This is a genomic window from Micromonospora sp. URMC 106, from assembly GCF_051386395.1.
In the GTDB taxonomy this organism is placed as follows: Bacteria; Actinomycetota; Actinomycetes; order Mycobacteriales; family Micromonosporaceae; genus Micromonospora.
Genome location: NZ_JBPQTP010000007.1, coordinates 1 through 24,008 on the forward strand (window position 1 = coordinate 1; position 24,008 = coordinate 24,008).

Consider the following 24,008-nt stretch of genomic DNA (forward strand, 5'->3'; position numbering starts at 1 on the left):
GCCGTGCCCGGCGCAGGGATCAAGCCTGACCGCCCGGAGCCGGGCACGGCGGGCCACACCCCACCCCCACGCACCGCAAGCCAACGCCGACCACCCCCCACCGCAGCGCGAGCCACCGCAAGCCACCCCCGGGCACGAGGCCGTGGGCGACGGCAACCGCGCCGCCGCCAGAGCGAGCGAGGCCGTGGTGGTCGACGCCAGTGGGGCAGTTCCGGGGGCGTCCCAGCGGTACCCGTGGCGCAGACGCGACCGGCCGGCCCCGTTCAGGGCCGGCCGGTCAATCATGCGGTTGTCACCAGAGCTGGGCGACGATGTCCGCCGCCTGCTCCTCCCACTGCGCGTACGCGAACGGGTAGGCCGAAACCTGCACCGTCTGCGCGGCGGCGGTCAGCGGCAGGTCCTGCCAGCCGCCGACGTTCTTGAGCGCCTGGAAGAACGCCCGCGAGGAGTACTCGGGGTCGGTGATCTGGTCGGGCGAACCCCAACCCGACGAGGGGCGCTGCTGGAACAGGCCCTGCGAGTCGTGGTCGTTGTACGCGCCCAGGTGGCCGAGGTTGTAGAGCTTCGACTCCTGCAGTGACGTCGCGATGCCGATGACGGCGCCCCGCTTACCCACGCCGGTCTCCTTGGCCTCCTCGATGATGGCCTTGGCGTTGGCGAGCTGCGCGTCGTCGAGCGGGATGCGCGACTGGGCACCCTGCACGCCGTGTGGGATCAGCTCTGCTCGGCTGGGCTTGTCGGCGGCCGGCTTGTCCGTCGTGCCGCCGGTGGTCAGGTCCGATTCCTCGCTGGGAGTCGGCTGGACCTGGCCGGTGGCCTGCTCGATCGCGGCCACGGCACCCTCGTGGGGCCCGCTGGTGACCGGGGCGCCCACGGCCGTCGGCCCGAAGGCCAGGCCGCCGAGGGCGGCGACACCCACCACGCTCAGTGCGATCTTGCGGTTCGAGTCCTTCGAGTCCTTCGCGATGGCCGGGAGCCACCGGGTGAAGTCGTACTTCACGATGGTTGCCCTTTCGGTCAGGCGAAGCGCTCCTGCCTGAGCGCTCCCCGGGGGAACTGCCTAGCCGGAGGGGTTTTGGTTCCGGCGGTACGGGGAACACAACCAGCTTCACCTGTCGGGCATTCCGGATTTGGCCCGGTGGCGGTGGGCTGCGGTCTCCGTCACTCCGCCACCGGGGCGCGGGAGCCCCCCGACGCAGGAGTCGGCGACGCGGACAAACAACCCGAAAGCCCACGCTCTTGATCGAACGCAGCTGGGCGAGCGAACGACGCACAGACAGGCGCGCGACGTGGACGGGCAGGCGGACACGGGCACGGTCGCCGGACGCCGGGCGGTTGGTGAACGCCGGCCGTCGGACGCCGGCACGGTCGGTGAACGCTGGCGCCGTCGCTGAGCGCTGGGCACCGGGCACCCGTACCGAGGCAGCGGGCAACCGCGCATTTTCCTGGAAAGAGTGGTCTCAGCGGGCGTTGAGGCCACTCTTTGCGGGAAGTTTCGCGGATCTTGCCCTTCCGGGACGTTGCGCGGATCTTGGCTCGTCCGGCGCGCCGTGCCGTGGCGCCGGCCCCGGATCGGTCAGGTCGCGCGGGGCGTGCCGAACCGGACGAGGACGTGCCAGAGCTGCTTGAGGTGCTGGAGAGTGACCTCCGTCGGCCCGCGGTCGGCCCAGCGGGACGGCTCGGTGACCACGGAGACCGCCGCGCGTCCGATCAGGGCGGCGTCGATCGGTTGGCCGGGCCGGGCGAACTCGGCGTGCACCCGGGCGGCCAGCGGCGGGATGGCCGGTCCCCGGAAGTCGGGGTCGACCCGGTCGACGGGAAGCTCGAAGCCGGCGTGCCAGTGCAGGGCCACGCCGTACCGACGGGCGATCGTGTCGAGCGTCGCGCCGGCCTCGGTGCCGCGGAACGACGGGTCGACGACTATCGCCTCCACGTCGCGGGCCAGGCTCAGTTCCCCGTGGATCTGGGCCTCGATGTAGTCGTCGAGGGCGCGGCCGGCGGCACCGGGGGTCCCGGCGACGTCCTCGCGGCGACGCAGCAGCGACCGGACCAGGGTCACCACGTCCCCCGGGACGCCCAGGCTGATCCCGGTGCCGTCGGTCGCCGCGAGCAGGGCCGCCAGCACCGGCTCGAAGACGTCGACCGTGCCCAGGTCGCGGGGGCCCAGGTGGCTGTCACCGAAGCAGAAGGTCGCCCGGGCCAGCACCTCCGGGCGCAGTCGCAGGTGGCAGGAGCCGAACCGGGGGCAGGCGCCGTCGGGGTGGTCGAGCAGGTTGAGGCCGCCGTACTTCGGCCGGTCCGCCGGGAGCACGCCGGGCGCCTGGTACGCGCCGCCGAAGAGCGATTCCTCCCAGCGGTCCCGGTCGCCGCCGGGAAAGGCGGTGAGCCCGCCGTTGGAGATGCCGGTCTCGAACTGGCTGCGGTAGACGCCCTCGGCGTCGAGGGCCGCGGCGACCGTACGCCCGTCGGCGAGCAGGCGGTCCGGGTGGAAGTTGAGCGTGAGCCGGCCGCGCCGGCCGACCGCCGCGATCAGCCGCTCCGGCCGGTGGGTCACACCCGAGCCCGCGAGCGCGCGATGGATGGCGGCCAGGGCGGCGAGGCGGTCGCGCAACGCGACCGCACGGACGTACCCGATCGCCGCGCGCTGGGCGGGAGTGAGGGCCGCGTCGACGGCGGCCGGACCGGCGGTGGAGTGCATGGCCATGGATCCTTCCTCGGCACCGGCCGGTACGCATGTCGTTTTCGTCCCCGGCGGGCACCGCGGGTCAGGACGGCGAGTGTGGCGGGTGGGACCGGCGCTGGCGACGGGACGGTCGGCCGGCTGCGCCCGCGCCGCCGCGGCCGGGCCGGAGCCGGGTAGCCCGGGTGACGGGCCGGCGACCGCTGCTCGCGACCGGCATCGGCGCCAACAAGCGCCGTCCGTCGCGCACGGCGGCCGGGCCGATCTTTCCGGGCCTACTCCTCGCCGACCGCCCGGTCGGTGCCGAAGCCGTCGAGCGCCGCCCGCTCGTCCTGGCCGAGCAGCTCCTCGAAGAGCGTGATCTGCAGGCCGGCCGGGGCGTCGAGGCGGGCGTTGAGCGACTGCCACGGGGTCACCGTCGGCGGGGCGATCTCGGTGGCGCCGGCGGAGACCAGGCGGCGGGTGGCGGACCGGCTGTCGTCCACCTCGAACGCCACCCGGATCTTGGGGGCCACCTGGCGCCCGACCTCCACCTCGTCGATCATCCGCTTCTGCGCCGGGTTGGCGATCTCCAGCGTCGCCCGGCCGGCGTCGAGGATCACCACCCGGGCGTCCCCCTCCCCGGAGAACGCGGCCTGCTCGGGCAGGCCCAGCGCGTCACGGAAGAACGTGACCGCCGCCTCGTAGTCCTCCGCCTCCACGACCAGGCGGAGCTGGCGTACGGCGGGTGGAGGGCTGGGGTCTTCCGTCGTCATGTCCGCAGAGAGTAGTCGATCACCCCGGGCCGGGCGGTGACGGTTCACCCGCTCGGCCGTTACCGGGACCGAGGATTACAGTGGGAGGGCCGACCGGAAGGCGATGAATTGACTGTTGGTGCGGTGGTCGACCAGAGGGCCCTCGGTGACCACGTCTGCTGGGCCTGCGACGACGAGGCCGGCGCCCTCGACGGCGTCGGCCGTTCCGTCGCGCCCGGCACCCGCCGCGCTCGGCCCGCTCTGGGCGCCTCGGCGCGGGCGGTGGGGCCGCTGACGCGGGGCGGCCAGGTGCCGAGCGCCCGCCGCCTGCTCGCCCCGGCGTGTGACACCGCCTCCCCCGCGGGACGGCCGGGATGACGCCGGAGCCGAACGGGGCGGCGGAGGCATTCGTGCACGAGGGCCTCTTCTACCGCGATCCGGACGAGCTGCTGGCGGGCACCGTGCCCTTCGTCACCGGCGGGCTCGCCGCCGGGGAACCGGTGCTGGTCGCGATGCCCGGCACCAATCTGCGGCTGGTCCGCGACGCGGTCGGCGAGACGGACGGGGTGCGCTGGGCGGACATGACCGAGGCCGGGCGGAACCCGGGCCGGATCATCCCGTGGGTGTTGCAGGCGTTCATCGACCAGCATGCCGGGCGGCGGGTGCGGATCATCGGCGAGCCGATCTGGGCCGGGCGCAGCGACACCGAGTATCCGGCCTGCGCCCAGCACGAGGCCCTGATCAACATGGCGTTCGTCGGCCGTGACGCCACCATCCTGTGCCCGTACGACGTGGCGGGCCTCGACGACGACGTCCTGACCGACGCGTACGCCACGCACCCGATCCTGGTCGACGACGCCGGCCGACGGTCGAGCGGCGCCTACGCCCCGTCGGACGTGGTCGCCCGCTACAACCTTCCGCTGCCCGCGCCGGCGGAACCGGTCGCGACGCTCAGCTACCGGTTCGACACCCTGCCCACCGTGCGCACGTTCGTCGCCGGGCACGGCCAGGTCGCCGGCCTGGACGAGGAGCGGGTGGCCGACCTGCAGATCGCGGTGACCGAGCTGGCCACGAACAGCATCGCGCACGCCGGGGGCGCCGGCGTGCTGCGGGTGTGGTGGACCGCCGAGCATCTGGTCTGCGAGATCCACGACGACGGTTGGCTGGCCGATCCGCTCGCCGGCCGGTTGACCCCGGCGAAGGACGGCGTCGGCGGGCGGGGCCTGGTGATCGTGCAGGCGCTCTGCGACCTGGTCCGGGTACACAGCACCGCCGCCGGGACGACGGTCCGCCTGCACATGCGCCGCCCGGCCTGACCGGCGTCGGCCGGCGGCCGGGCCCGGCGCACGTGCCCGTCAGTGCCCGCGGGCCAGCCACTCGTCCAGGTGCGGGGCCTCCGCGCCGATGGTCGTGCTGTCGCCGTGCCCGGTGTGCACCGTCGTCTGCGGCGGCAGGGTGAGCAGCCGGTCCCGGATCGAGGCGACGATCGTGCCGAAGTCGCTGTACGAGCGCCCGGTGGCGCCCGGTCCGCCCGCGAAGAGGGTGTCTCCGGTGAACACCACGCCGAGCGCCGGCACGTGGAAGCTGCACGCGCCCGGGCTGTGGCCGGGGGTGTGCAGGACGGTCAGCGCGACCCCGGCGACCTCGACGGCCTGCCCGTCGCGCAGGTCGCCGCCGGGCGCCTCGTCGGGGTGCACCATGTCCCACAGCACCCGGTCGGCGGGGTGCAGCAGGACCGGCGCGCCGGTGGCCCGGGCCAGCGCCGGCGCCACCCGTACGTGGTCGTCGTGGGCGTGCGTGGCGAGGATCGCCCGTACCCGCCGGTCGCCGACGGCCGCCAGGATCGCGTCGACGTCGTGCGGGGCGTCGACGACGACGCACTCGGTGTCGTCGCCGAGCACCCAGACGTTGTTGTCCACGTCGAAGGTCTGACCGTCGAGGGAGAACGTGCCGGAGGTGACGGCGTGGTCGACGCGGGCCGTCATCAGAAGACCACCACCGAGCGGAGCACGTCGCCGCGGTGCATCCGGGCGAACGCCTCCTCCACCTGGTCCAGCGCGATCTCCTCGGTGACGAAGGCGTCCAGGTCGAGCCTTCCCTGCAGGTAGAGCTCGGTGAGCATCGGGAAGTCCCGGCTGGGCAGGCAGTCGCCGTACCAGCTGGACTTCAGCGAGCCGCCGCGGCCGAAGACGTCCAGCAACGGCACGTCGACGGTCATCTCCGGCGTCGGTACGCCCACCAGCACGACCGTGCCGGCCAGGTCACGGGCGTAGAACGCCTGCTTCCACGTCTCCGGGCGACCGACCGCGTCGATCACCACGTCGGCGCCGAAGCCGCCGGTGGCGGCGCGGATCGCCTCGACCGGGTCGTCCTCGCGGGCATTGACCGTGTGGGTGGCGCCGAACTTCCGGGCCCAGTCGAGCTTGCGGGGGTCGGTGTCCACCGCGATGATCGTCGTCGCGCCGGCCAGCGCCGCGCCGGCGACCGCCGCGTCCCCGACGCCGCCGCAGCCGATCACGGCCACGGAGTCGCCCCGGGTGACGCCGCCGGTGTTCATCGCCGCGCCGAGACCGGCCATCACGCCGCAGCCGAGCAGCCCGACGGCGGCCGGCCGGGCGGCCGGGTCCACCTTCGTGCACTGGCCGGCGTGGACCAGCGTCTTCTCGGCGAAGGCCCCGATGCCCAGCGCCGGGGCGAGCTCGGTGCCGTCGGTGAGGGTCATCTTCCGGGCCGCGTTGTGGGTGGCGAAGCAGTACCAGGGGCGGCCGCGGCGGCAGGCGCGGCACACCCCGCAGATCGCCCGCCAGTTGAGCACCACGAAGTCGCCCGGGGCGACGGAGTCGACGTCGGCGCCGACCTCCTCCACGATGCCGGCGGCCTCGTGCCCCAGCAGGAAGGGGTAGTCGTCGTTGATGCCGCCCTCCCGGTAGTGCAGGTCGGTGTGGCAGACCCCGCAGGACTGGATCCGCACGACCGCCTCGCCGGGCCCGGGATCGGGCACCACGATCGTGGTCACCTCGACCGGCGCGCCCTTGCTGCGGGAGATGACTCCCCTGACCTGCTGGCTCACGATCTCCTCCTGCTCCACGTCGGCGCGCCGCGCCGCCGTCCTGCGGGTGCGCTGCCGCGGCACCGTCGATGACGTCCCTCGCGAAACTACCGCCGATCATGCCGGTCGTCCCAGCGCCGGCTCGTGGCGGTTATCGCCGCTCGGGCGGGGTAGGCGGGGGCACGGTTCGACAGTCGGACGGGAGTGCGCCATGAAGGTCAGCCATCTGCCGCTGCGGGTCAGCATCGGCGCGTTCGTGCTCAACTCCGGCCTGGGCAAGCGGAGCCTGGAAGGGGAGGCGGCGCAGGGCGTGCACGCGATGGCCGTCGGCGCGGTGCCGCAGCTCGGGCAGCTCGAACCGGACCGGTTCGCCCGGCTGCTCTCCCGGGCCGAGATCGCCCTGGGCGCCGCGCTGCTCGCGCCGTTCGTCCCGTCGGCGCTGGTGGGCCTGGGGCTGTCCGCGTTCGGCGCGGGTCTGGTGCAGCTCTACCTCAAGACGCCGGGGATGCGCGAGCCGGGCAGCCTGCGGCCCAGCCAGCAGGGCATCGGCCTGGCCAAGGACGTGTGGCTGCTCGGGGCCGGCCTGACCCTGGTGCTGGACGACCTGACCCACCGCCGCCGGCGCCCCCGCGGCCGCCGCTGGGGCGCCTGACCCCGCCGCCCGGGGGATCGCGCCGCCATCGCCGCGGCCCGGACGGCCGCCCGGGCCGCGGGCCGGGGACGCCGCCGGCGGAGCAGGACCACGGCCGCCCACCGCCGCCCGCCCACGAGCGGGCGCCACCGCCGGGGTTCAGCGCGTGTCGGGGGTACGCTGCCGCGCGGCCGCCGCGCGGCGGGCGGCGTTGCGGTAGCGCAGGACCTGCACCGCGCCGAGCGCCCAGAGGGCGTACTGCACGGCGAAGGCCCAGCGGAACGCCGCCAGGTCCGGGGCGGCCCGACCGGCCGGCGTGGCCAGGTCGAGCACCACGCCGACGGCCAGCACCAGCACGATCGAGGCCACGAAGCCGCCGACGTTGACGACGCCGCTGGCGCTGCCGATCCGGTTGACCGGGTTGGCGGTGCGCGCGTAGTCGAACCCGATCATGGAGCCGGGGCCGTTGACCGCCAGCACCAGCACCAGCGTGACGAGCAGCCAGCCCGGCGAGCGTCCCGGCCAGGCCAGCACGACGGCCCAGACCACGGCGGTGGCGCCGGTGATCGCGAAGACCAGCACCGAGCGGCGGAACGGGTGCCGGGCGCAGAGGTGCGCGACCACCGGCCCGGACAGGAACGTGGCGACGGTCATCAGGGTGAGCAGCGACGCGGCGGCCGTCGGGCTGAGCCCCTGCCCCTGCACGAGGAAGGGGTATCCCCACAGCAGGGCGAACACCGCGCCGGAGAACTGGGTGACGAAGTGCGTCCACAGCCCCAGCCGGGTGCCGGGCTCGGCCCAGGCGGCGCGGAGTTCCCGGCGGACGGCGGCCAGGCCGGGCGCCGGGCCGGGCGCGGTGTCCCGGTGCGGGGTGTCCCGGACGGCGACGACGACCGTCAGCAGCACGGTCGCCCCCACCGCCGCGGCCGCGAGGAAGGCGGGTGTCCACCCCGCGCGGTGCAGCAACGCCACCAGGGGTACGGCGCCGAGGATGGCTCCGAGCTGGCCGAGCGTCCCGGTGAGCTGGGTCATCAGCGGGTTGCGCCGCCCCGGGAACCAGAACGCCACGATCCGCAGCACGCTGATGAAGGTCATCGCGTCGCCGAGCCCGACCAGGACGCGTGCGGCGACGGCGAGGCGTACGTCGGTGGCGAGGGCGAAGCAGAGCTGACCGGCGACCATCAGCGCGCCGCCGGCGACGAGCAGCCGCCGGGAGCCGAACCGGTCGAGGAGCACACCGACGGGCACCTGCATCAGCGCGTACACGGCGAGTTGGGCGACGGAGAAGGTGGCCAGGACCGAGGCGTTGATCTCGAAGCGGTACGCCGCGTCGACCCCGGTGACGCCGAGCGAGCTGCGGTGGAACACCGCGGCCACGTACGCGCTCACCGCCACGCCCCAGACCAGCGCGGCGGCCCGGCGCGGCGCGGCCGGCGCGGGCGCCGGGGCGGTCAGCACGCTCACCGCAGCGCCCGCAGCACGTCCGCGGCGTTGTCGATGTGCGCGGCGACGGCGGCAAGCCACCGTCGCGGGTCGTCGGAGTCGAGGGCGGCGAGCTGGTCGGCGTGCTCGGTCAGCGCGGTCTCGGCCCAGCCGGGCGAGAGCCGGAAGCTGGCCTCCCCCATCCGCAGCTGCCGGTCGCGCAGTCGCTGGTACAGCTCGGCGAGGATCTCGTTGCCGGCCGCGTCGACCACGGTGGCGTGGAAGGCGCGGTCGGCCTCCATCAGCGCGGTCAGGTCGCCGGCGGCGTGCGCGGCGCGCATCTCGGCCAGCCGGGCGGCGAGGGCCTCCCGCAGGGCCGCCCGCCGGGGCCAGACCCGCTCGGCGGCGTGCAGCTCGACCAGCCGCCGCGCCTCGATCACGTCGGTGATCTCCCGCGCGGAGACCGGGCGGATCAGCGCGCCCCGCTTGGGATAGAGCCGGACCAGTCCCTCGGCCTCCAGGCGCAGCAGCGCCTCGCGGACGGGGGTGCGGGACACGCCGGCGGCCTCGGCGATCTCCCCCTCGCTGACCAGCGACCCGCCGGGGTGGAGCTGCTCCAGGATCGCCCGCTTGAGGTAGCGGTAGGCGCGTTCGGCGGCAGACGGCGCGGCGGTCCGACGGGACGGCGAGGGATGCGTCATGTATCTATGATGCGTTCCTGTCGTCGCCGGACCCGGTCGACCCGGCCCCGCCGTGGCGCGCGCCACGGCGGGAGCGCGCGGCGTGGGCGCGGCCCCGGCCGGGCGGGGGCACCGTGCCGGGCCGGACAGCCGGCAGTTCCGGGCCAGCGGCGGGCGGGCCGCCTCAGCGCGGGCGCAGGGCGAGCAGCCCGTCCGGGTCGACGTCGAACCCGGCCGCGAACGGCGCGCCGAAGCCGCCCAGCAGGTCGGCGAGCCAGCGCGCCGCGGGGGGCGCGGCCCGTTCCAGCCGCATCCGGCGCATCCGCACCGGGGCCGCCCGCAGCCGCCGCAGCGCCCCGGTCGCCGCGTCGAGGGTGGGCAGCCACAGCAGCCGCAGCTCCGGCCGGTACGCCTCCTGCCCGCCGATGCCCTCGTAGTCGTCGACGAGGTCGCCGCAGCCGTAGAGGATCAGCCGGTCGCGGTACACCTCGACCGGGCGCGGATGGTGCGACGAGTGGCCGTGCACCACGTCCACTCCCGCGTCGACCAGGCGGTGGGCGAAGTCGACGTGCCCGCTCGGCACGTCGTACCCCCAGTTGGAGCCCCAGTGCACGGAGACCAGCACCCGGTCGTCCGGCCCGGCCACGGCGGCGATCCGGCCGGCCAGCGCGTCCGCCGACGCGGCCGAGACCTCCGGCAGGTACGCCACTCCGGGCGCGTCGGCGGTGGCCGCCCACTGCGGGGGCACGCCGCTGGACGGGGCGGCCACCGACCAGACCAGCAGGTGGCGGCCCGCCGCGAGCGGCACCCGGGCGGGCGACCAGGCCGACGCCGCGTCCCGGCCGGCGCCGGCGGTGGCGATGCCGGCGCCGGCCAGCGCGTCGAGGGTGTCGGTGAGCCCGACCGTGCCGAAGTCGAGGCTGTGGTTGTTGGCCAGCGCGCAGACGTCGAGCCGCGCCGCGGTGAGGCAGGGCAGGTTCCGCGGGTGCATCCGGTAGTGGATGTCCTTGGCCGGGGCGTGCTCGCCCCGGCCCGTCACCGCGGTCTCCAGGTTGACCACCCGCACGTCCGGCCGGAGCGCGTCGAGCAGGTCGAGCGCCTCGCCCCACGGCCAGTCCGGCGGCGCCGGGCGCGGGACGGGACCGCCGGCCGCCTCGGCCAGCTCGACGTAGCCACGCGCGTTCCGGACGGCCGGTTCGCGCAGCTCGGGCGGACCCGGTGCGGGCAGGATCGCGTCCACGCCCCGGCCGGTCATCACGTCGCCGCCGAGGAAGAGGGTCACGTCGGGCATCCGAGGTGCTTTCCCCGCCGGAGCGCGCGTTCACCTGCGAACGACGGGCGCGGTGGGGCGTGCGGGGCGTGATCCGGGGTAGCAGGGGCGCCATGACCGACGTGACCGTGGTGGTGGCGACCCGCAACCGGCGGGGCCAGTTGCTGGAGGTGCTGGGCCGGCACACCGGCCCGGTGATCGTGGTGGACAACGGCTCCGACGACGGGACGCCCGAGGCGGTGGCGCGGGCGTACCCGGCGGCGCGGGTGGTGCGCCTCGGCCACAACGCCGGCGCCGGGGCGGCCCGCAACGTCGGGGTCGAGCTGGCCGACACCCCGTTCGTGGCGTTCGCCGACGACGACTCGTACTGGGCGCCGGGCGCGCTGGACGAGGCGGCGCGGCTGCTGCGCGCGCACCCGCGTACGGGGCTGCTGGCCGGGCAGGTGCGGGTGGGTCCGCAGGGGCGGCTCGATCCGGTGTCGGCGGCGATGGCGCGGGCCCCGCTGGGCGTCCCGCCGGGCGCGCCCGGGCCGGCCGTGCTGGGCTTCCTGGCCTGCGCGGTGGTGCTGCGCCGCGAGGCGTTCCGGCAGGTCGGCGGCTTCGCCGAGCGGCTGGGCACGTACGGCGAGGAGGCGCTGCTGGCGATGGACCTGGCCGCCGCGGGCTGGCACCTGGCGTACGTCGAGCAGGTGCTCGCCCACCACCTGCCGCTGCCCGCCGGGCGGGACCGGCGGGCCCGGCACCGGGCGGAGGCGCGCAACCGGCTGCTCACCGCGGCGCTGCGACGGCCCGTCGGGGTGGTGCTGCGCGCGGCGGCGGAGGCGCTGCGGGAGCCGGCCGGTCGGCGGGGGCTGCTCGACGCCGGCCGCGAGCTGGGGTGGGTGCTGCGCCGGCGACGCCCGCTCCCGGCCCCGGTGGAGGCGGCCCTGCGCACCCTGGAGCGGGGCGGGCCCGGTACTCCGGCGGCGGCGCCCGGCCCGGCGGCGGAGGCCGTCACCGCCGCGAACTGACCCGGACCGACCGGCGGGCGGCCGGGGCGAACCGACCCGGGCGGGCCGCCGGCCGGCCTATGGTGAGGGCGGATCGGACGGGCGCGAGGAGAGGCCGGTGACCACGACCCGGGGGCTGCGGCCGTGGTACCGCCCGATGGTGGCCCGCCGCCCGGACGAGGAGCACCGCTCGGCCACGCCGCTGGAGCTCTTCTTCGACCTCTGCTTCGTGGTGGCGGTGGCGCAGGCGGCAGCCGGCCTGCACCACGACGTCGTCGAGGGGCACGTTGGCGACGCGACGGTCAGCTACCTGCGGGTCTTCTTCGCGATCTGGTGGGCCTGGATGAACGTCACCTGGTTCGCGTCCGCCTACGACACCGACGACGACGTCTACCGGATCACCACCCTGGTCGAGATCGCCGGGGCGCTGGTCCTGGCCGCCGGGGTGCCGCAGGCGTTCGCCGAGGGCGACTTCACCACCATGACGTACGGGTACGTGGTGATCCGGCTGGCCGCCGTGGTGCAGTGGTCGCGCGCGGCGGCCGGCGACCCCGCGCACCGCCGGACCGCCCGCCGGTACGCGCTCGGGGTGGCCGTGGTGCAGGCCGGCTGGCTGGCGCGGCTGCTGCTGCCGGTCGACTGGCTCGGGCCGTCCTTCCTGCTGCTGGCCCTGGCCGACCTGCTGGTCCCGGCGGTGGCCGAGCGGGCCGGGACGACCCCGTGGAACCCGCGGCACATCGCCGAGCGGTACGGGCTGTTCACGTTGATCGTCCTCGGCGAGGTGGTGTTGGCGACCTCGGTCGCGGTGCAGACCGGGGTGGACGCCGGCCAGGGGGAGCTGTGGACGCTGGCGGCGGCGGGGGCGGTGATCGTCTTCGCGCTGTGGTGGCTCTACTTCGACCGGCCGGTCGAGGTGCCCACCCGACTGCGCGCGACGCTGATGTGGGGGTACGGCCACTACCTGATCTTCGCGGCGATCGCCGCGGTCGGGTCGGGGCTGTGGGTGGCGGTCGACCGGGAGCGCCACCTCGGGCACGTCGGCGGTGTCGTGGCGGGCTACGCCACGGCGGTCCCGGTGGCCGTCTGCCTGCTCGCCGTCTGGGTGCTGCTCGTGCGCCCGCAGCGGGAGGGCCCGGTGTCGGCGGCGTTCCCGGTAACCGCGGCGCTGGTGCTGCTCGCCCCGCTCGGACCGGCGCCGGTGTACGTGGTGGCGGCGCTGCTGTTCGCGCTGGTGGCGGTGACGGTGGTCGCCCGGCGGCGAGCGACCCGCACGGGCGGGCGCGGGCGGACGCCCGGGCCGCCCTGACGCCCCCGCCGGCCGCACCGGGGCGGGTCGGCCGGGCCGCCCGGGTGCGGCCGATTCGTCAGCCGCCGTCCACCACCGCCGGCCGGACCGTCAGCCGGCCTCCACCACCGCCGGCCGACCCCCGACGGGTGGAGCGGCTTCGCCGGGCGGGGCGCCGTCGCCGGGCGACGCGGCGGCGTCCGGTCCCACCGTGGACCAGAAGTCGACGAGCAGGCGGTGGAACTCCTCGACACACTCGATCTGCGGCATGTGCCCGCAGTCGCGGAACAGGTGGGTGCGGGCCTTGGGCAGCCGTGCCCGGGCCGCCTCGAGGTGCGTCGCCGGCAGGATCAGGTCCTTGTCGCCCCACACGACGAACGTGGGGATGTCCAGCCGCTCCACCTCGGCCAGCAGCTCCTCCCGCCAGTGCGGGCTGATGCCCCGGAAGGTGCCGAGGTGGTGGGCGGTCTCCAGCATCACCCGGGCCGCGTACGGCAGGCGGGCCACCTCCAGGGCGTACGCGACACGGTCGGCCGTGGCGAAGGCCGGGTCGTGGAAGAGGGACAGCTCGACCCGGCGGGCGGCCCACCGTCTGGGCCGCAGCAGCAGCCGGCCCAGCGGGCGCAGCGCGAGCAGCCGCAGCGCGATGGTCACCTCCCGGCCGAAGCCGGCGCTGTTGACCAGCGTCAGGGTGGCCACCCGGCCCGGCTCGGACGCCGCGAGCCGCATGGCGATCGCGCCGCCGAGGGAGTTGCCGACCAGGTGCGCCGGCCGGTCGACGCCGACGGCGTCGAGGTAGCGGCCGACGAACTCCGCCAGCGCCGGCAGGGTGCAGGGCCGGGTCATCGGCAGCGACCCGCCGTGGCCGGGCAGGTCGACGCTGTGCACGCGGAACCGGTCGGCGAGCCGTTCGTGCAGCTCGGTGAAGTCGCGCAGGGTGCGGCCGATGCCGTGCAGCAGCACCACCGGCGGCCCCTCGCCGTCGACGCGGTGGCAGACCCGTCGGCCGTCGACGGTGAGGTGCCGGGGTCGGCGGGCGGCCGGGGCGGTCATGCCGGCTCCCCGGCCGGGTCGGTGGCGGGGGCCGCCTCGGGTCGCCGTTGCGCCGGTGCGGGCGGCGCGGCCGTGGCGCGGCGGGCGGGGCCGCCGGCCACCCGGTTGAGCCCGAACGCCAGGATCCGGGGGTACGCCGCCGGCGCCACCCGGGCCAGCAGGTCGGGCAACTTCGCCGACCAGCCGATCAACACCCGGCCCCGGCGGTGTCGCACCCCGCGCAGGATCACCTCGGCGGCCCTGGCGGGATCGATCGTGAGCAGCTTCTCGAACTGCCGGCGGCCGGTCTCGTACTCCTCCGGCGAGACGCCGCTGCCCATCCGGGCGTTCCGGGCGATCCGGGTGCGGATGCCGCCGGGGTGCACCGACGTCACGCCGATCCCGTCGTCGGCCAGCTCCTGGCGCAGCGCCTCGGTGAAGCCACGGACGGCGAACTTGCTGGCCGCGTAGGCGGTCTGCCCGGCCGGGGCGATGATCCCGAAGAGGCTGGAGACGTTGACCAGGTGCGCGCCGGGTTCCGCCCGCAGGGTGGGCAGCAGCGCGTGGGTCAGCTGCACCACGGCCCGGAAGTTGACGTCGACGACCCAGCTGAACTCGTCGAGGGTCACCTGGTCGAATCGGCCGCCCAGCGCCACCCCGGCGTTGTTGACCAGCAGCCGGACCGCCGGGTGCCGCTGCCGGACCTCCTCGGCCACCCGCGCGGTCGCGGCGGCGTCGGACAGGTCGACCAGGTAGGTGGTGAGCTGCCGGTCGGGGTGCGCGGCGCGGACGGCCGCGACGACGGCGTCGAGCCGCCCCGCGTCGCGGTCGAGCAGCACCAGGTCGCTGCCCCGGCGGGCCAGCGCGTGGGCGAGGGCCTCCCCGATCCCGCTGGCGGCGCCCGTGACGACGGCTGTGCCGCCCGTGAAGACGAACCTACGCACGGACGGTCCTCCTCTGCGGTGTGCCGGCGTGGGAGAACCGCACGCCGGAGTCGGTCAGTCGGCCGTGCCGCATCAGCAGCACGTCCCGGGGATAGTTCTGGTGCAGCCGCCAGGGCGCCCGCGCGCCCTGCTTGGGCAGCGTGTCGACACTGCGCAGCACGTACCCGGCCGTCAGGTCGATGATCGGCGACAGCTCGCCGTCGGGGGGCGGGAGCGGGGTGACGACCTGCTGGCCGGTGCGGTCGAGGTGGCGCAGCAGCCGGCAGACGTAGCCCGCGACCAGGTCGGCCTTGAGCGTCCACGAGGCGTTGGTGTAGCCGATGGTCATCGCGAGGTTCGGCACCCCGGTGAGCATCATGCCCTTGTAGGCGACCGTGCCGGCCAGGTCCACCTCGGCGCCGTCGACGGCCAGGGTCATGCCGCCGAGGGCGAGCAGGTTGAGCCCGGTGGCGGTGACCACGACGTCCGCCGTCAGCTCCGCGCCGGAGGAGAGCCGGATCCCGCGTTCGGTGAAGGTGTCGACGGTGTCGGTGACCACCGACGCGCGGCCGGTCCGCAGCGCGGCGAACAGGTCGCCGTCGGGCACCACGCACAGCCGCTGGTCCCAGGGGTCGTAGCGGGGCGAGAAGTGCCGGTCGACGTCGTAGCCGGCCGGCAGCCGGCTCCGGGCGGCGCGCAGCAGCAGCCGCTTCACCAGGGCGGGGGCCCGCCGGCTGAGCTGGAAGTTGGCGGTGGCGAGCAGGACGTTCTTCCAGCGCACCACCGGATACGCGGCCTTCGCGGGCAGCCAGCGCCGCAGCGCGTCGGCGAGCACGTCGCGCGACGGCAGCGCCATGACGTACGTGGGTGAGCGCTGGAGCATCGTCACGTGGGCGGCGCGCTCGGCCATCGCCGGCACCAGGGTCACGGCGGTGGCGCCGCTGCCGATCACCACCACGCGCTTGCCGGTGTGGTCGAGGTCCTCGGGCCAGTGCTGCGGGTGCACGATCCGCCCCGCGTACCGCTGTGCGCCGGCGAACTGCGGGGCGTAGCCGGCGTCGTAGCGGTAGTAGCCCGAGCAGGCGAAGAGGAACGAGCAGGTCAGCTCGACCGTCTCGGCGGTGTCGTCGCGGTGGGCGTGCACCGTCCAGCGGGCCCGTTCGCTGTCCCACTCGGCGCGTACGACGCGGTGCCGGAAGCGGATGTGGTCGGTGACGCCGTACTCCCGCGCGGTCCGGCGGACGTAGTCGCGGATGGCGTCGCCGTCGGCGATGGCCTTCGGGTCAGTCCACGGCGCGAAGGAGTAGCCGAGGGTGAACATGTCGGAGTCGGACCGGACGCCGGGGTAGCGGAACAGGTCCCAGGTGCCGCCGATCGCGTCGCGGGCCTCCAGCACCGCGTACGTCTTCTCCGGACAGTCGCGGCGCAGGTGGCAGGCCGCGCCGATGCCGGACAGGCCGGCACCGACGATGAGCACGTCGACGTGGTCGGTGGCCATCTCGTCTCCCGTCGGCGGTGTGACACCGGACACTATCCACGGCCGTCGACGCCAGTCAACACCCTGTCGAGTGCCGTCGACAGGGTGTTGATCCGGTGTAGAGTCAGCGGCCATGACGCCCGCCCGTCCGGCCGCCGGGAACGCCACCGCGCGCGGACGGCGCGCGGCGCGCTCCGCCGGGGACGAACGCGAGGTGGCGATCCTGGCCACCGCCGAGCGGCTGCTGCGCCAGCGGCCCGTCGCCGACATCTCCGTCGACGACCTGGCGCGCGGCGCCGGCATCTCCCGACCCACCTTCTACTTCTACTTCCCGTCGAAGGACGCGGTGCTGCTGACGCTGCTGGACCGGGTCACCGAGGAGGCCGACGCCGCGGCCGGGGACGTGCTGGAGCGGCTGGCCGAGGACCCGCGGGCGCGCTGGCGGGAGCTGATCGACCGGTTCCACGAGACGTTCGGCGCGCACCGGGCGGTGGTGCTGGCCTGCGCCCAGGTGCGCGGCACCAACGCCGAGGTGCGCCGGCTCTGGGCGAGCGTGCTGGAGCGCTGGGTGCACGCGATCGAGACCGCGATCGAGGCCGAGCGTCGCCGCGGCGCGGCGCCCGACGGCGTGCCCGCCCGCGACCTGGCGATCGCGCTGAACTCGATGAACGAGCGCGTCTGGTACGCCACGTTCGCCGGCGACGGGCCGGCCGTGGCCGAGCGGGACGTGGTCGACGTGCTGCTCGACGTCTGGCTGGCGGCGATCTACCACAGCACCGCTCCCCCACCGGCCTGACCCGCCGCGGCGCCCGCGCCGGGATGCCGAACGCGACGTCCGATCGCCGCCAGCATCGGCTCCGGCGGTGCCGCAGAGTCGGGGTCGGGGCCGCCACCGCGGCCCACTCGACGGTGAGAGGCGGAGAAGGTGCACGTAGTTCCCGGTCTGAAGGTGCTCTACTTCGGGACGCCGGTGGTGCTGGTCAGCTCGCGCAATCCCGACGGCACGGCGAACCTCGCGCCGATGTCGTCGGCGTGGTGGCTGGGGCAGCAGGCCGTGCTCGGGCTCGGCAACAGCGGCCGGACCACCGCCAACCTGCTGCGCGAACGCGAGTGCGTACTCAACCTGCCCTCCTCGGCGATGGTCGACGCGGTCGACCGGATCGCGCTCACCACCGGCCGGCCGGACGTCCCGGAGCACAAGGTGCGGCAGGGTTACCGGTATGAGCCGGACAAGTTCGCCCTGGCCGGGCTGACCGCGCAGCCCTCGGAGCTGGTCCGGGCGCCCCGGGTGGCGGAGTGCCCGGTCCAGCTCGAGTGCCGGGTGATCGCGGCCCACCCGCTCGCCGGGGCCGACGTGCAGGCCACCGCCTTCCAGGTCGAGGTGCTGCGCACGTACGTCGAGGAGGAGCTGGTCATCCCCGGGACCAGCTACGTGGACCCGCTGCGCTGGGACCCGCTGATCATGAAGTTCTGCGAGTTCTTCGGCGGCGGGCACAACGTGCACCCGTCCCGGCTCGCCGAGGGGTGGCAGATGCCCCACCGGCTCGGCGTCGCCGCCGGCTGACCGCCGGGGGCCCGGCCAGCCGAGCGCCGGCCGGGACTCCACAGGGGAGGCTGCCGGGGACCCCACGTGTCGTCCCGTTGTGCCACCCTGGGGGCGACTGCCCGCGTCACCGGAGGTGATGGCCACGTTACGACTGTGCGAACTCGTCGCCGTGCCCGACACCGCGCCGGTGACCCTCGACGTCGCCGCCGGCGCGTCGGCCGCGCTGGTGGCCGACCCTCCCGTCGGCACCGCCGTCGCCCGCGTGGTGGCCGGGCTGGCCGCGCCGATCGCCGGTCAGGTGCTGGTCGGCGGCCGGGACGTCACCGCCCTGCCGCCGCCGCGCCGCCGGATCGCCTACGTCCCGGCCGGGGGCGCGCTGCTGCCCCACCTGACCGTGCGCCGCAACATCGCCTACGGCCAGCGCCGGCGGGAGCGGGTGCGGGAGGTCGCCGACGACTGGACGGCGACGGTGGTCGACCGGCTGGAGCTCGCGCCGACCCTGGCGTTGCGGCCGCACCTGCTGTCGGAGGCGCAGCGGTTCCGGGTGGCGCTGGCGCGGGCGGTCGCCTGCCTGCCCGAGGTGCTGGTGATCGACCTGCCCAGCGGGCCGGCCGGCGGCGGGCGGCTCACCGACCTGGTCGGGCGGCTGTCCCCGCCGGACACTCCGGGCGCGGCCGTGCTGGTGTGTACGGCCGATCCGGGCGCGCTGGCCGACGTGCCGGTCGCCGCCGAGGTGCTCGGTTGACCCCGGCAGTGCGGCTGCGCCGCCGCGCCCTGCTGCGGGCCGCCGCGACGGCGGGCGCGACCGCCCTCGCCGGCTGTTCCCGGGCGGAGCCGTCGGTCCAGGTCGCGGTGGTGTGGAGCGGCGGGGAGCTGGCCCGGTTCCGCGAGGTGGTGGCCGGCTACGGCGGCGGCGTGCAGGTGATCAGCGCCGGCAACGACATCGACGCGTTCCTGCGCGCCCGCCAGCTCGCCGGCACCAGCCCCGACGTGGCGATCCTGCCCCGCTCGGGCCTGGTGGTGGAGTACGCCCGGCGCGGCTGGCTGCGCGAGCTCACCCCGGCCGCCAGCTACGCCCTGCCGCCCAACATGACCGACCTGCTCTCCGCCGACGGGCGGCGCTACGGCGTCTGGGTGAAGGCGGCCCACAAGTCGCTGTTCTGGTACTTCCCGTCGATGCTGCCCGAGCCGCCGCGGACGTGGGACCAGCTGGTCAGGCTCACCCGGCGGCTCGGCGCGCGGGCCCGGACGGGCGACGGCCCGGCCCCGTTGGCCGTCGGCGCGGCCGACGGCTGGGTGCTCACCGACTGGTTCGAGAACGTGCTCGCCGACGTGGCCCCGCCCGGCTTCTACGAGGCGCTGGCCCACGGCGAGGCCGACTGGCGGGCCCGGCCGGTGCACGCCGCGCTGGACCGGCTCGCCGAGCTGTGGAGCGTCGACGGCGCGTTCCCCGGCGGCGGCCGCCGTGCCCTGCTCACCCAGTACGAGGAGTCGGTGATCCAGCTGGTCCACCACCGGCGGGCCACGATGCTCTTCGAGGCCGACTTCGTCGACGACGTCGGCCGGCGGTTCCGCCGGGGCCCGGAGCGGCCGGAGACGTTCCGGTTCCCGGGCGCCCGGGTGGCCGGCGGTCCGCTGGTCGTCGGCGGCGACGCGGCCGTGGCCTTCGCCGGCTCGGCCCGCGGCGCGGAGCTGGTGCGCTGGCTCAGCGACGGCTCCGCGTTCCAGCCGTGGCTGCGCGCCGGCGGCTACCTCTCCCCCAACGTGTCCGTGCCGCTGGCGGACTACCACGACCCGGTCCGCCGCCGTCTCGCCGCCGAGCTGCGCACGGCCGAGGCGGTGCGCTTCGACCTGTCCGACCGGCTCCCCGGCCCGTTCACCGGCTCCGACGGGGTGGGCATCTGGCGGATCATGCAGGACTTCTTCGCCGACGTCACCGACGGGGTCGCGGCCGGCGAGGCGGCCCGGCGGGCCACCGGTCAGCTCGCGACGGCGGCCCGCTCGGCGGGGAGCGGCCGGTGAGCCGCGTGCTGGGCGAGCTGGCGGTCCTCGACGACGTCGGGCCGCCGCGCCGCGGGCGGGCCTACCCGGCGGCGGGGGCCACCTCGGCGCTGCTGCTGCCCGCCCTGCTGCTGCTCGGCGGGCTGGTGGCGTGGCCGGTGCTGCGTACGCTGCACGCCAGCGTCACCACCGACGGCCGGTGGGTCGGCGCGGAGCACTACCGCGCCGCGCTGGCCGCGCCCGGCACCGGCGCGGTCGTGGGGCGCACGGTGCTCTGGGCGCTGGTCGTGCCCGCGGTGGTGACCGTGCTGGGCTACCTGCTCGCCGCCGCCTCGCGCCGCTCGCAGGAGGGCGGGCTGGTCCGGCTGATCCTGGTGGTGCCGACGGCGCTGCCGCTGGTGGTCACCGGCGTCACCTTCCGGCTGATGTACGACCCGGACCCGCAGCGCGGCCTGGCCACCCTGGTCGCCGCGAGGCTGACCGGCCGGTCGGCGGCGGACGCGCCGCACCTGCTCGGTCCCGGCCTGGTCACGGTGGCGCTGATGTCGGCGTTCGTGTGGGCCTGGGTCGGGCTGGCCGTGCTGGTGTTCCGGGCCGCCCTCGACGCCGTCCCGCCGAGCCTCGCCGACGCGGTGCGCGCCTACGGCGGCAACCGCCGCGACGTGCTCTGGGACGCACAGTGGCGGCCGCTGCTGCTGCGTACGGTCGCGGTGGTCTTCACCCTGGTGGCGCTCGGCACCGCCCGGACGTTCGACCTGATCCTGGTGCTGGCGCCCGGCTCGGTGCGCGACGAGGCGTCGGTGCTGGCGCTGCGGGTCTGGCAGACCTCGAACGGCGCCACCACCGGCGAGGGCGCCGCGCTCGGGGTGGTCTGGCTGGTGGCGGTGGCCGCCGGCATGCTGGTCGCGGCGCTGTTCGTGCGGCAGGGGTGGCCGCCGCCGCGGGACTCCACGCCCGTCCGGCCCGATCCGGCGGTGCCGAGGCCGCGCCGGTCGACCCGGCTGCTGGCCGCGGGCGCGGCGATCGCCTGGCTGGTGCCGCTGGGGGTGCTGCTCGCCACCTCGCTGCACGGCACGGTGGACGCGGCGGCCCGGGGCTGGTGGGCGAGCCCGCCGAGCCTCGCCTCCTACCGGGAACTGCTCACCGGCGTCGAGCTGTGGCGCACGCTGGGCTTCACGCTGGTGCTGGCGACCGTGGTGACCGCCGCGGTGCTGGCCGTCGCGCTGCTCGCCGCGTACCCCCTCGCCTGGTTGACGGGGCCCGCCGCCCAGGGCACCGGCCTGCTGCTGATGGCCGCCAGCATCGTGCCCGTGCAGGTGATCGCCGGGCCCGTCAACGAGGTGCTCGGGGTGGCGCTGTCCTCGGGCACGGCGCGCGGCCTGGCGCTGGTGCACGTCGCGCTGGGGGTGCCGTTCGCCGTGCTGGTGCTGCGCAACGCCTTCGCCGACCTGCCCGCCGAGCAGGTACGGGCGGTCCGGGTGGGCGGGCGCCACTGGTGGAGCACGCTGCGGCTGCTCGCGCGGCACAACCGCCCGGCCGTCGTCGCCGTCGCGGTGCTGGAGTTCGTGCAGGTGTGGAACGACCTGGTGGTGGGCCTGCTGTTCAGCGGCCCGGGGGCGGTGCCGCTCGGGCTGTTCCTCGCCGGCCAGACCCGGGGCTTCGTGGCCAACAGCGGGGCCCTCGCCGCCGGCTCGGTGATCGCCTCGATCCTGCCGGTCCTGCTGGTGGTGCTGGCCCGCCGCCACCTCGTCGCCGGCCTGGTCGCCGGGGGCGTCCGGTGAGCGGGCAGGAGCCGGCCCGCCGCTCCCGTCGGCCGCGACGGCTCAGCCTGCTGCTCGCGGTCGGCGGCGTGGTCGGCGGGACGGTCAGCGCCGTGCTCGGCAACGTCACCGGCAATCTCCTCTCCGAGCTGTCCGTCGCCCAGCTCGGCTCGGCGAGCGCCGGGGTGATCGTGCTCGGCCTCGTCGCCGCCGTCGTCGTGGAGTGGCGCCGCCAGCGGCAGCAGGCGGCCACCCCGGACGACGCCGAGGCCGCGCCCGCCGTCGGCGCGCCCACCCTGCCCTGGCCCGCCGGGTTCACCGGGCGGGCCGGACACGTCGACGCGATCATCGACCTGCTGCAGAAGGAGCACGCGGTCGCGGTGGTCGGCCGGCGGGCCGTCGGCACCTCCGCCTGCGCGATCCAGGCCGCCAACCTGTGCCGGGAGGACTTCCCCGACGGCCAGTTCTACCTGGACCTGCGCCGGGGCGGCCGGCCGCACAGCGCCCGGCAGGTGCTCACCGCGCTGGCCCGGATCCTCGGCACCCGGCCGCCGGCGTCGGGCCGCGCCGACGCCCTCGCCGACGCGGCCGACGAGCTGAGCGGCCAGCTCGACGGCCGGGAGATCCTGGTCGTGCTGGACAACGTGGACGACCCCGCCCAGGTCCGGCCACTGCTGCCGCCGACCGCCCGGGCCTGCCGCCTGCTGCTGGTCGGCACCCCCGCGCTGGACGCCCTGGAGGGGGTGGTGGCACACGGCCTCGCCGAGCCGGACGCCGACGACGCGGTCGAGCTCTTCGCCGCCGCGGGCGCCGCCGCGCCCGTCGCCCGGCCGCACCGCCCGGACCCCCGCACCGACCCGGCGGTACGCGCCCTCGTCGAGCTCTGCGGCCGGCAGCCCCGCACCGTGGCCGAGCTGGGGCGGCGTACGGCCCAGCACGGCTGGCGGCACGCCGACGTGCTCGACGCGTTGCGCCGCACGGTGGACACGCCCCCGCACCAGCACGTCGCCGCCTCCCCGGCCACCCTGCTGGTGACCGGGCGGGACACCGCGTACCACGCGCTGGGCGGCGAGGCGCGGCGGCTGTGGCGGCTGATGTCGCTCAGCCCGGTGCCGCTGGACCGGCCGACGATCGCGGCGCTCGCCGGCCGCCGCCCGGACCGGGTGGCCGTGCTGCTGCACGAGCTGGCCGCCGGCGGGTTCGTCACCGGCGCGCCCGGCGACCGCTACGAGGTGCGCCCGCTGCTGGCCCCGTACGCCCGGATGCACCTGCGCGACGCGGAGCCGGCGCGGCGGCGGGTGGCCGCGCAGGCCCGGCTCACCCGGCACCTGGCCCGCCGGGCCGAGCGGCACGCAGCGAGCCTCGTGGTGGCCGGCTCGCCGCCCGACCGGGAGCCGGCCCTGGCGCTGGACGACGACCCGTACGGCTGGTTCGACCTGCACCAGGAGTTGCTGCTGGCCGTGGTGAAGGTGCCGGCGGGCGCCGCGGAGACCCTGCCGCGGCGGGTGCGCCGCTGGTGGTTCCGGCTGGCGGTCGCGCTGTGCGGGTGGCTCGCCCACGCGGAGCGGCTCGGCGAGTGGGAGGAGGTGTGCCGCACCGTGCTCGCCACGCCCACGGCCGACGACCGGCCGGAGATCGCCGGCTGGGCGCACAACGAGCTGGGGGTGCTGCGCCGCCGCCGGGGTGACGCGCAGGGAGCGGCGACGGCGCTCAGCCTCGCGGTGGCGGAGCGGGGCCGACGCGGCACCGCCCAGGCCCGGATGAACCTCGGCCTGGTGCTGCTGGACCTGGGGCAGCTCGACGACGCGGTGGAGCACCTGGAGCTGTCCCGACGGCACCGCTCGGGCGCGGACCGGGCCGGGCACGCGCTGACCGACCTCGGGATGGGCGCCGCCCGGCTGGCGCGGGGCGAGCTGGAGACCGCGCACCACCACCTGGTCCGGGCGGCGAACGCCTTCCGCGCGCTCGGCGACGCCCGCGGCTACGCGGCGGCGCTGACCAACCTGGTGCTGGTCCACGCCGGGCTCGGCGAGCACCTCGACGCGGCGCAGTCGTGGCGGGCGGCGCTGCGCGAGTACGAGTCCGTGGCCGACCCGACGAACCGGGCCGCCGCGCTGCTCAACGCCGGGGCGGCGCTGCTGGCCTCCGCGCCGGGCCAGGCGCGGCAGGCGTACGAGATGCTGGCGGAGAGCCGACGGCTGCGCGACGGACGGCCGACGGCGGGGCTGGGGCGCACGCTGCTGCACCTGGGCGACGCGGCGGCGGCCTTGGGCGACACCGCCGAGGCCCGGCGGCACTGGGCGGACGCGGCCACGGTGTGTGAGGAGGCGCGCGACGCCGACGGCCAGGCCGCGGCGGACGCCCGCCTCGTCGGCGGCTTCGCCCCCGCCGAGGAACCCGGCGGCTACGCACCCGCTGCGCCGCCACCCGGAGATCACGCGGACACCTCGACCTCCACCCCGCCTGGCTGAGAGCGGTGGTGCGTCGGATACTGGGGCATGCCCCACCGCGGTTCCTGGAGTCCGGCCG

At 76.2% G+C, this 24,008-nt stretch carries 22 protein-coding genes; 11 read left to right on the forward strand and 11 right to left on the reverse strand.

Annotated elements, in window-relative coordinates:
- Positions 1 to 292: 292 nt before the first annotated feature.
- From ACSNOB_RS03605 to ACSNOB_RS03615, 3 genes are all read right to left on the reverse strand, one after another.
- Positions 293 to 1,000, reverse strand: a complete 708-nt coding sequence (locus tag ACSNOB_RS03605) for a hypothetical protein (protein WP_436685150.1) — start codon at positions 998 to 1,000, stop codon at positions 293 to 295.
- A gap of 576 nt (positions 1,001 to 1,576) precedes the next feature.
- A complete protein-coding gene (locus tag ACSNOB_RS03610) occupies positions 1,577 to 2,704 on the reverse strand; it encodes a DUF3626 domain-containing protein (RefSeq protein WP_436685151.1) in 1,128 nt (375 codons plus the stop codon).
- Between the two features lie 251 nt (positions 2,705 to 2,955).
- Positions 2,956 to 3,435, reverse strand: a complete 480-nt coding sequence (locus tag ACSNOB_RS03615) for a VOC family protein (RefSeq protein WP_436685152.1) — start codon at positions 3,433 to 3,435, stop codon at positions 2,956 to 2,958.
- Between the two features lie 123 nt (positions 3,436 to 3,558).
- Between ACSNOB_RS03615 and ACSNOB_RS03620 the strand changes: the two genes are divergently transcribed.
- Both ACSNOB_RS03620 and ACSNOB_RS03625 read left to right on the forward strand, forming a co-directional pair.
- Positions 3,559 to 3,792 (forward strand): hypothetical protein, encoded by a 234-nt coding sequence (locus tag ACSNOB_RS03620; RefSeq protein ID WP_436685153.1) that lies wholly within the window; start codon positions 3,559 to 3,561, stop codon positions 3,790 to 3,792.
- On the forward strand, positions 3,789 to 4,730 hold the full coding sequence (locus tag ACSNOB_RS03625; protein WP_436685154.1) for an anti-sigma factor RsbA family regulatory protein: 942 nt from the start codon (positions 3,789 to 3,791) through the stop codon (positions 4,728 to 4,730). Before ACSNOB_RS03620 ends, ACSNOB_RS03625 begins: the two co-directional genes overlap by 4 nt.
- A gap of 39 nt (positions 4,731 to 4,769) precedes the next feature.
- On the opposite strand, the gene ACSNOB_RS03630 is transcribed toward ACSNOB_RS03625, so the two are convergent.
- Positions 4,770 to 5,399 carry an MBL fold metallo-hydrolase gene (locus tag ACSNOB_RS03630; RefSeq protein WP_436685155.1) on the reverse strand — a complete coding sequence of 210 codons (630 nt, stop codon included), beginning with the start codon at positions 5,397 to 5,399 and terminating at the stop codon, positions 4,770 to 4,772.
- Positions 5,399 to 6,484, reverse strand: coding sequence for an S-(hydroxymethyl)mycothiol dehydrogenase (locus tag ACSNOB_RS03635; protein WP_436685234.1), 1,086 nt, complete (start codon positions 6,482 to 6,484; stop codon positions 5,399 to 5,401). Before ACSNOB_RS03635 ends, ACSNOB_RS03630 begins: the two co-directional genes overlap by 1 nt.
- Positions 6,485 to 6,674: 190 nt before the next feature.
- Here ACSNOB_RS03635 and ACSNOB_RS03640 point away from each other — a divergent pair, with 190 nt between their 5' ends.
- Positions 6,675 to 7,115, forward strand: coding sequence for a hypothetical protein (locus ACSNOB_RS03640; protein WP_436685156.1), 441 nt, complete (start codon positions 6,675 to 6,677; stop codon positions 7,113 to 7,115).
- Between the two features lie 138 nt (positions 7,116 to 7,253).
- On the opposite strand, the gene ACSNOB_RS03645 is transcribed toward ACSNOB_RS03640, so the two are convergent.
- The 3 genes from ACSNOB_RS03645 to ACSNOB_RS03655 all read right to left on the reverse strand — a co-directional run bounded on the left by ACSNOB_RS03645 (position 7,254) and on the right by ACSNOB_RS03655 (position 10,487).
- Positions 7,254 to 8,558, reverse strand: a complete 1,305-nt coding sequence (locus ACSNOB_RS03645) for an MFS transporter (protein ID WP_436685157.1) — start codon at positions 8,556 to 8,558, stop codon at positions 7,254 to 7,256.
- Positions 8,555 to 9,217: a GntR family transcriptional regulator gene (locus ACSNOB_RS03650; RefSeq protein WP_436685158.1), complete on the reverse strand. Its 663-nt coding sequence runs from the start codon at positions 9,215 to 9,217 to the stop codon at positions 8,555 to 8,557. The genes ACSNOB_RS03645 and ACSNOB_RS03650 overlap by 4 nt, the downstream gene beginning before the upstream one ends.
- 163 nt (positions 9,218 to 9,380) lie before the next feature.
- Positions 9,381 to 10,487, reverse strand: a complete 1,107-nt coding sequence (locus ACSNOB_RS03655; RefSeq protein WP_436685159.1) for a CapA family protein — start codon at positions 10,485 to 10,487, stop codon at positions 9,381 to 9,383.
- A gap of 92 nt (positions 10,488 to 10,579) precedes the next feature.
- Here ACSNOB_RS03655 and ACSNOB_RS03660 point away from each other — a divergent pair, with 92 nt between their 5' ends.
- Complete coding sequence (locus ACSNOB_RS03660) at positions 10,580 to 11,476, forward strand: glycosyltransferase family 2 protein (RefSeq protein WP_436685160.1); 897 nt, start codon at positions 10,580 to 10,582, stop codon at positions 11,474 to 11,476.
- 97 nt (positions 11,477 to 11,573) lie between these two features.
- Entirely contained in the window at positions 11,574 to 12,761 is a 1,188-nt protein-coding gene (locus tag ACSNOB_RS03665; protein WP_436685161.1) for a low temperature requirement protein A, read from the forward strand.
- A 90-nt stretch (positions 12,762 to 12,851) separates the two neighbouring features.
- Here ACSNOB_RS03665 and ACSNOB_RS03670 read toward each other — a convergent pair whose 3' ends face one another.
- Genes ACSNOB_RS03670 through ACSNOB_RS03680 form a run of 3 tightly spaced genes read right to left on the reverse strand, consistent with a single transcriptional unit; the run spans position 12,852 to position 16,193 of the window.
- Positions 12,852 to 13,793 carry an alpha/beta fold hydrolase gene (locus ACSNOB_RS03670; RefSeq protein WP_436685162.1) on the reverse strand — a complete coding sequence of 314 codons (942 nt, stop codon included), beginning with the start codon at positions 13,791 to 13,793 and terminating at the stop codon, positions 12,852 to 12,854.
- Positions 13,790 to 14,716, reverse strand: coding sequence for an SDR family NAD(P)-dependent oxidoreductase (locus ACSNOB_RS03675; RefSeq protein WP_436685163.1), 927 nt, complete (start codon positions 14,714 to 14,716; stop codon positions 13,790 to 13,792). Before ACSNOB_RS03675 ends, ACSNOB_RS03670 begins: the two co-directional genes overlap by 4 nt.
- On the reverse strand, positions 14,709 to 16,193 hold the full coding sequence (locus ACSNOB_RS03680) for a flavin-containing monooxygenase (protein WP_436685164.1): 1,485 nt from the start codon (positions 16,191 to 16,193) through the stop codon (positions 14,709 to 14,711). Before ACSNOB_RS03680 ends, ACSNOB_RS03675 begins: the two co-directional genes overlap by 8 nt.
- A gap of 112 nt (positions 16,194 to 16,305) precedes the next feature.
- On the opposite strand from ACSNOB_RS03680, the gene ACSNOB_RS03685 reads away from it, so the two are divergent.
- The 6 genes from ACSNOB_RS03685 to ACSNOB_RS03710 all read left to right on the forward strand — a co-directional run bounded on the left by ACSNOB_RS03685 (position 16,306) and on the right by ACSNOB_RS03710 (position 23,950).
- Positions 16,306 to 16,968 carry a TetR/AcrR family transcriptional regulator gene (locus ACSNOB_RS03685; RefSeq protein ID WP_436685165.1) on the forward strand — a complete coding sequence of 221 codons (663 nt, stop codon included), beginning with the start codon at positions 16,306 to 16,308 and terminating at the stop codon, positions 16,966 to 16,968.
- A gap of 129 nt (positions 16,969 to 17,097) precedes the next feature.
- On the forward strand, positions 17,098 to 17,736 hold the full coding sequence (locus ACSNOB_RS03690) for a flavin reductase family protein (protein ID WP_436685166.1): 639 nt from the start codon (positions 17,098 to 17,100) through the stop codon (positions 17,734 to 17,736).
- 118 nt (positions 17,737 to 17,854) lie between these two features.
- Positions 17,855 to 18,463 carry an ATP-binding cassette domain-containing protein gene (locus ACSNOB_RS03695; RefSeq protein ID WP_436685167.1) on the forward strand — a complete coding sequence of 203 codons (609 nt, stop codon included), beginning with the start codon at positions 17,855 to 17,857 and terminating at the stop codon, positions 18,461 to 18,463.
- The gene (locus ACSNOB_RS03700) at positions 18,460 to 19,740 is read left to right on the forward strand and encodes an extracellular solute-binding protein (protein ID WP_436685168.1); all 1,281 of its coding nucleotides are present in this window, start codon (positions 18,460 to 18,462) and stop codon (positions 19,738 to 19,740) included. Before ACSNOB_RS03695 ends, ACSNOB_RS03700 begins: the two co-directional genes overlap by 4 nt.
- Positions 19,737 to 21,500 carry an ABC transporter permease gene (locus ACSNOB_RS03705; RefSeq protein WP_436685169.1) on the forward strand — a complete coding sequence of 588 codons (1,764 nt, stop codon included), beginning with the start codon at positions 19,737 to 19,739 and terminating at the stop codon, positions 21,498 to 21,500. Before ACSNOB_RS03700 ends, ACSNOB_RS03705 begins: the two co-directional genes overlap by 4 nt.
- Positions 21,497 to 23,950 (forward strand): tetratricopeptide repeat protein, encoded by a 2,454-nt coding sequence (locus tag ACSNOB_RS03710; RefSeq protein WP_436685170.1) that lies wholly within the window; start codon positions 21,497 to 21,499, stop codon positions 23,948 to 23,950. The genes ACSNOB_RS03705 and ACSNOB_RS03710 overlap by 4 nt, the downstream gene beginning before the upstream one ends.
- The last annotated feature ends 58 nt before the right edge of the window (positions 23,951 to 24,008 follow it).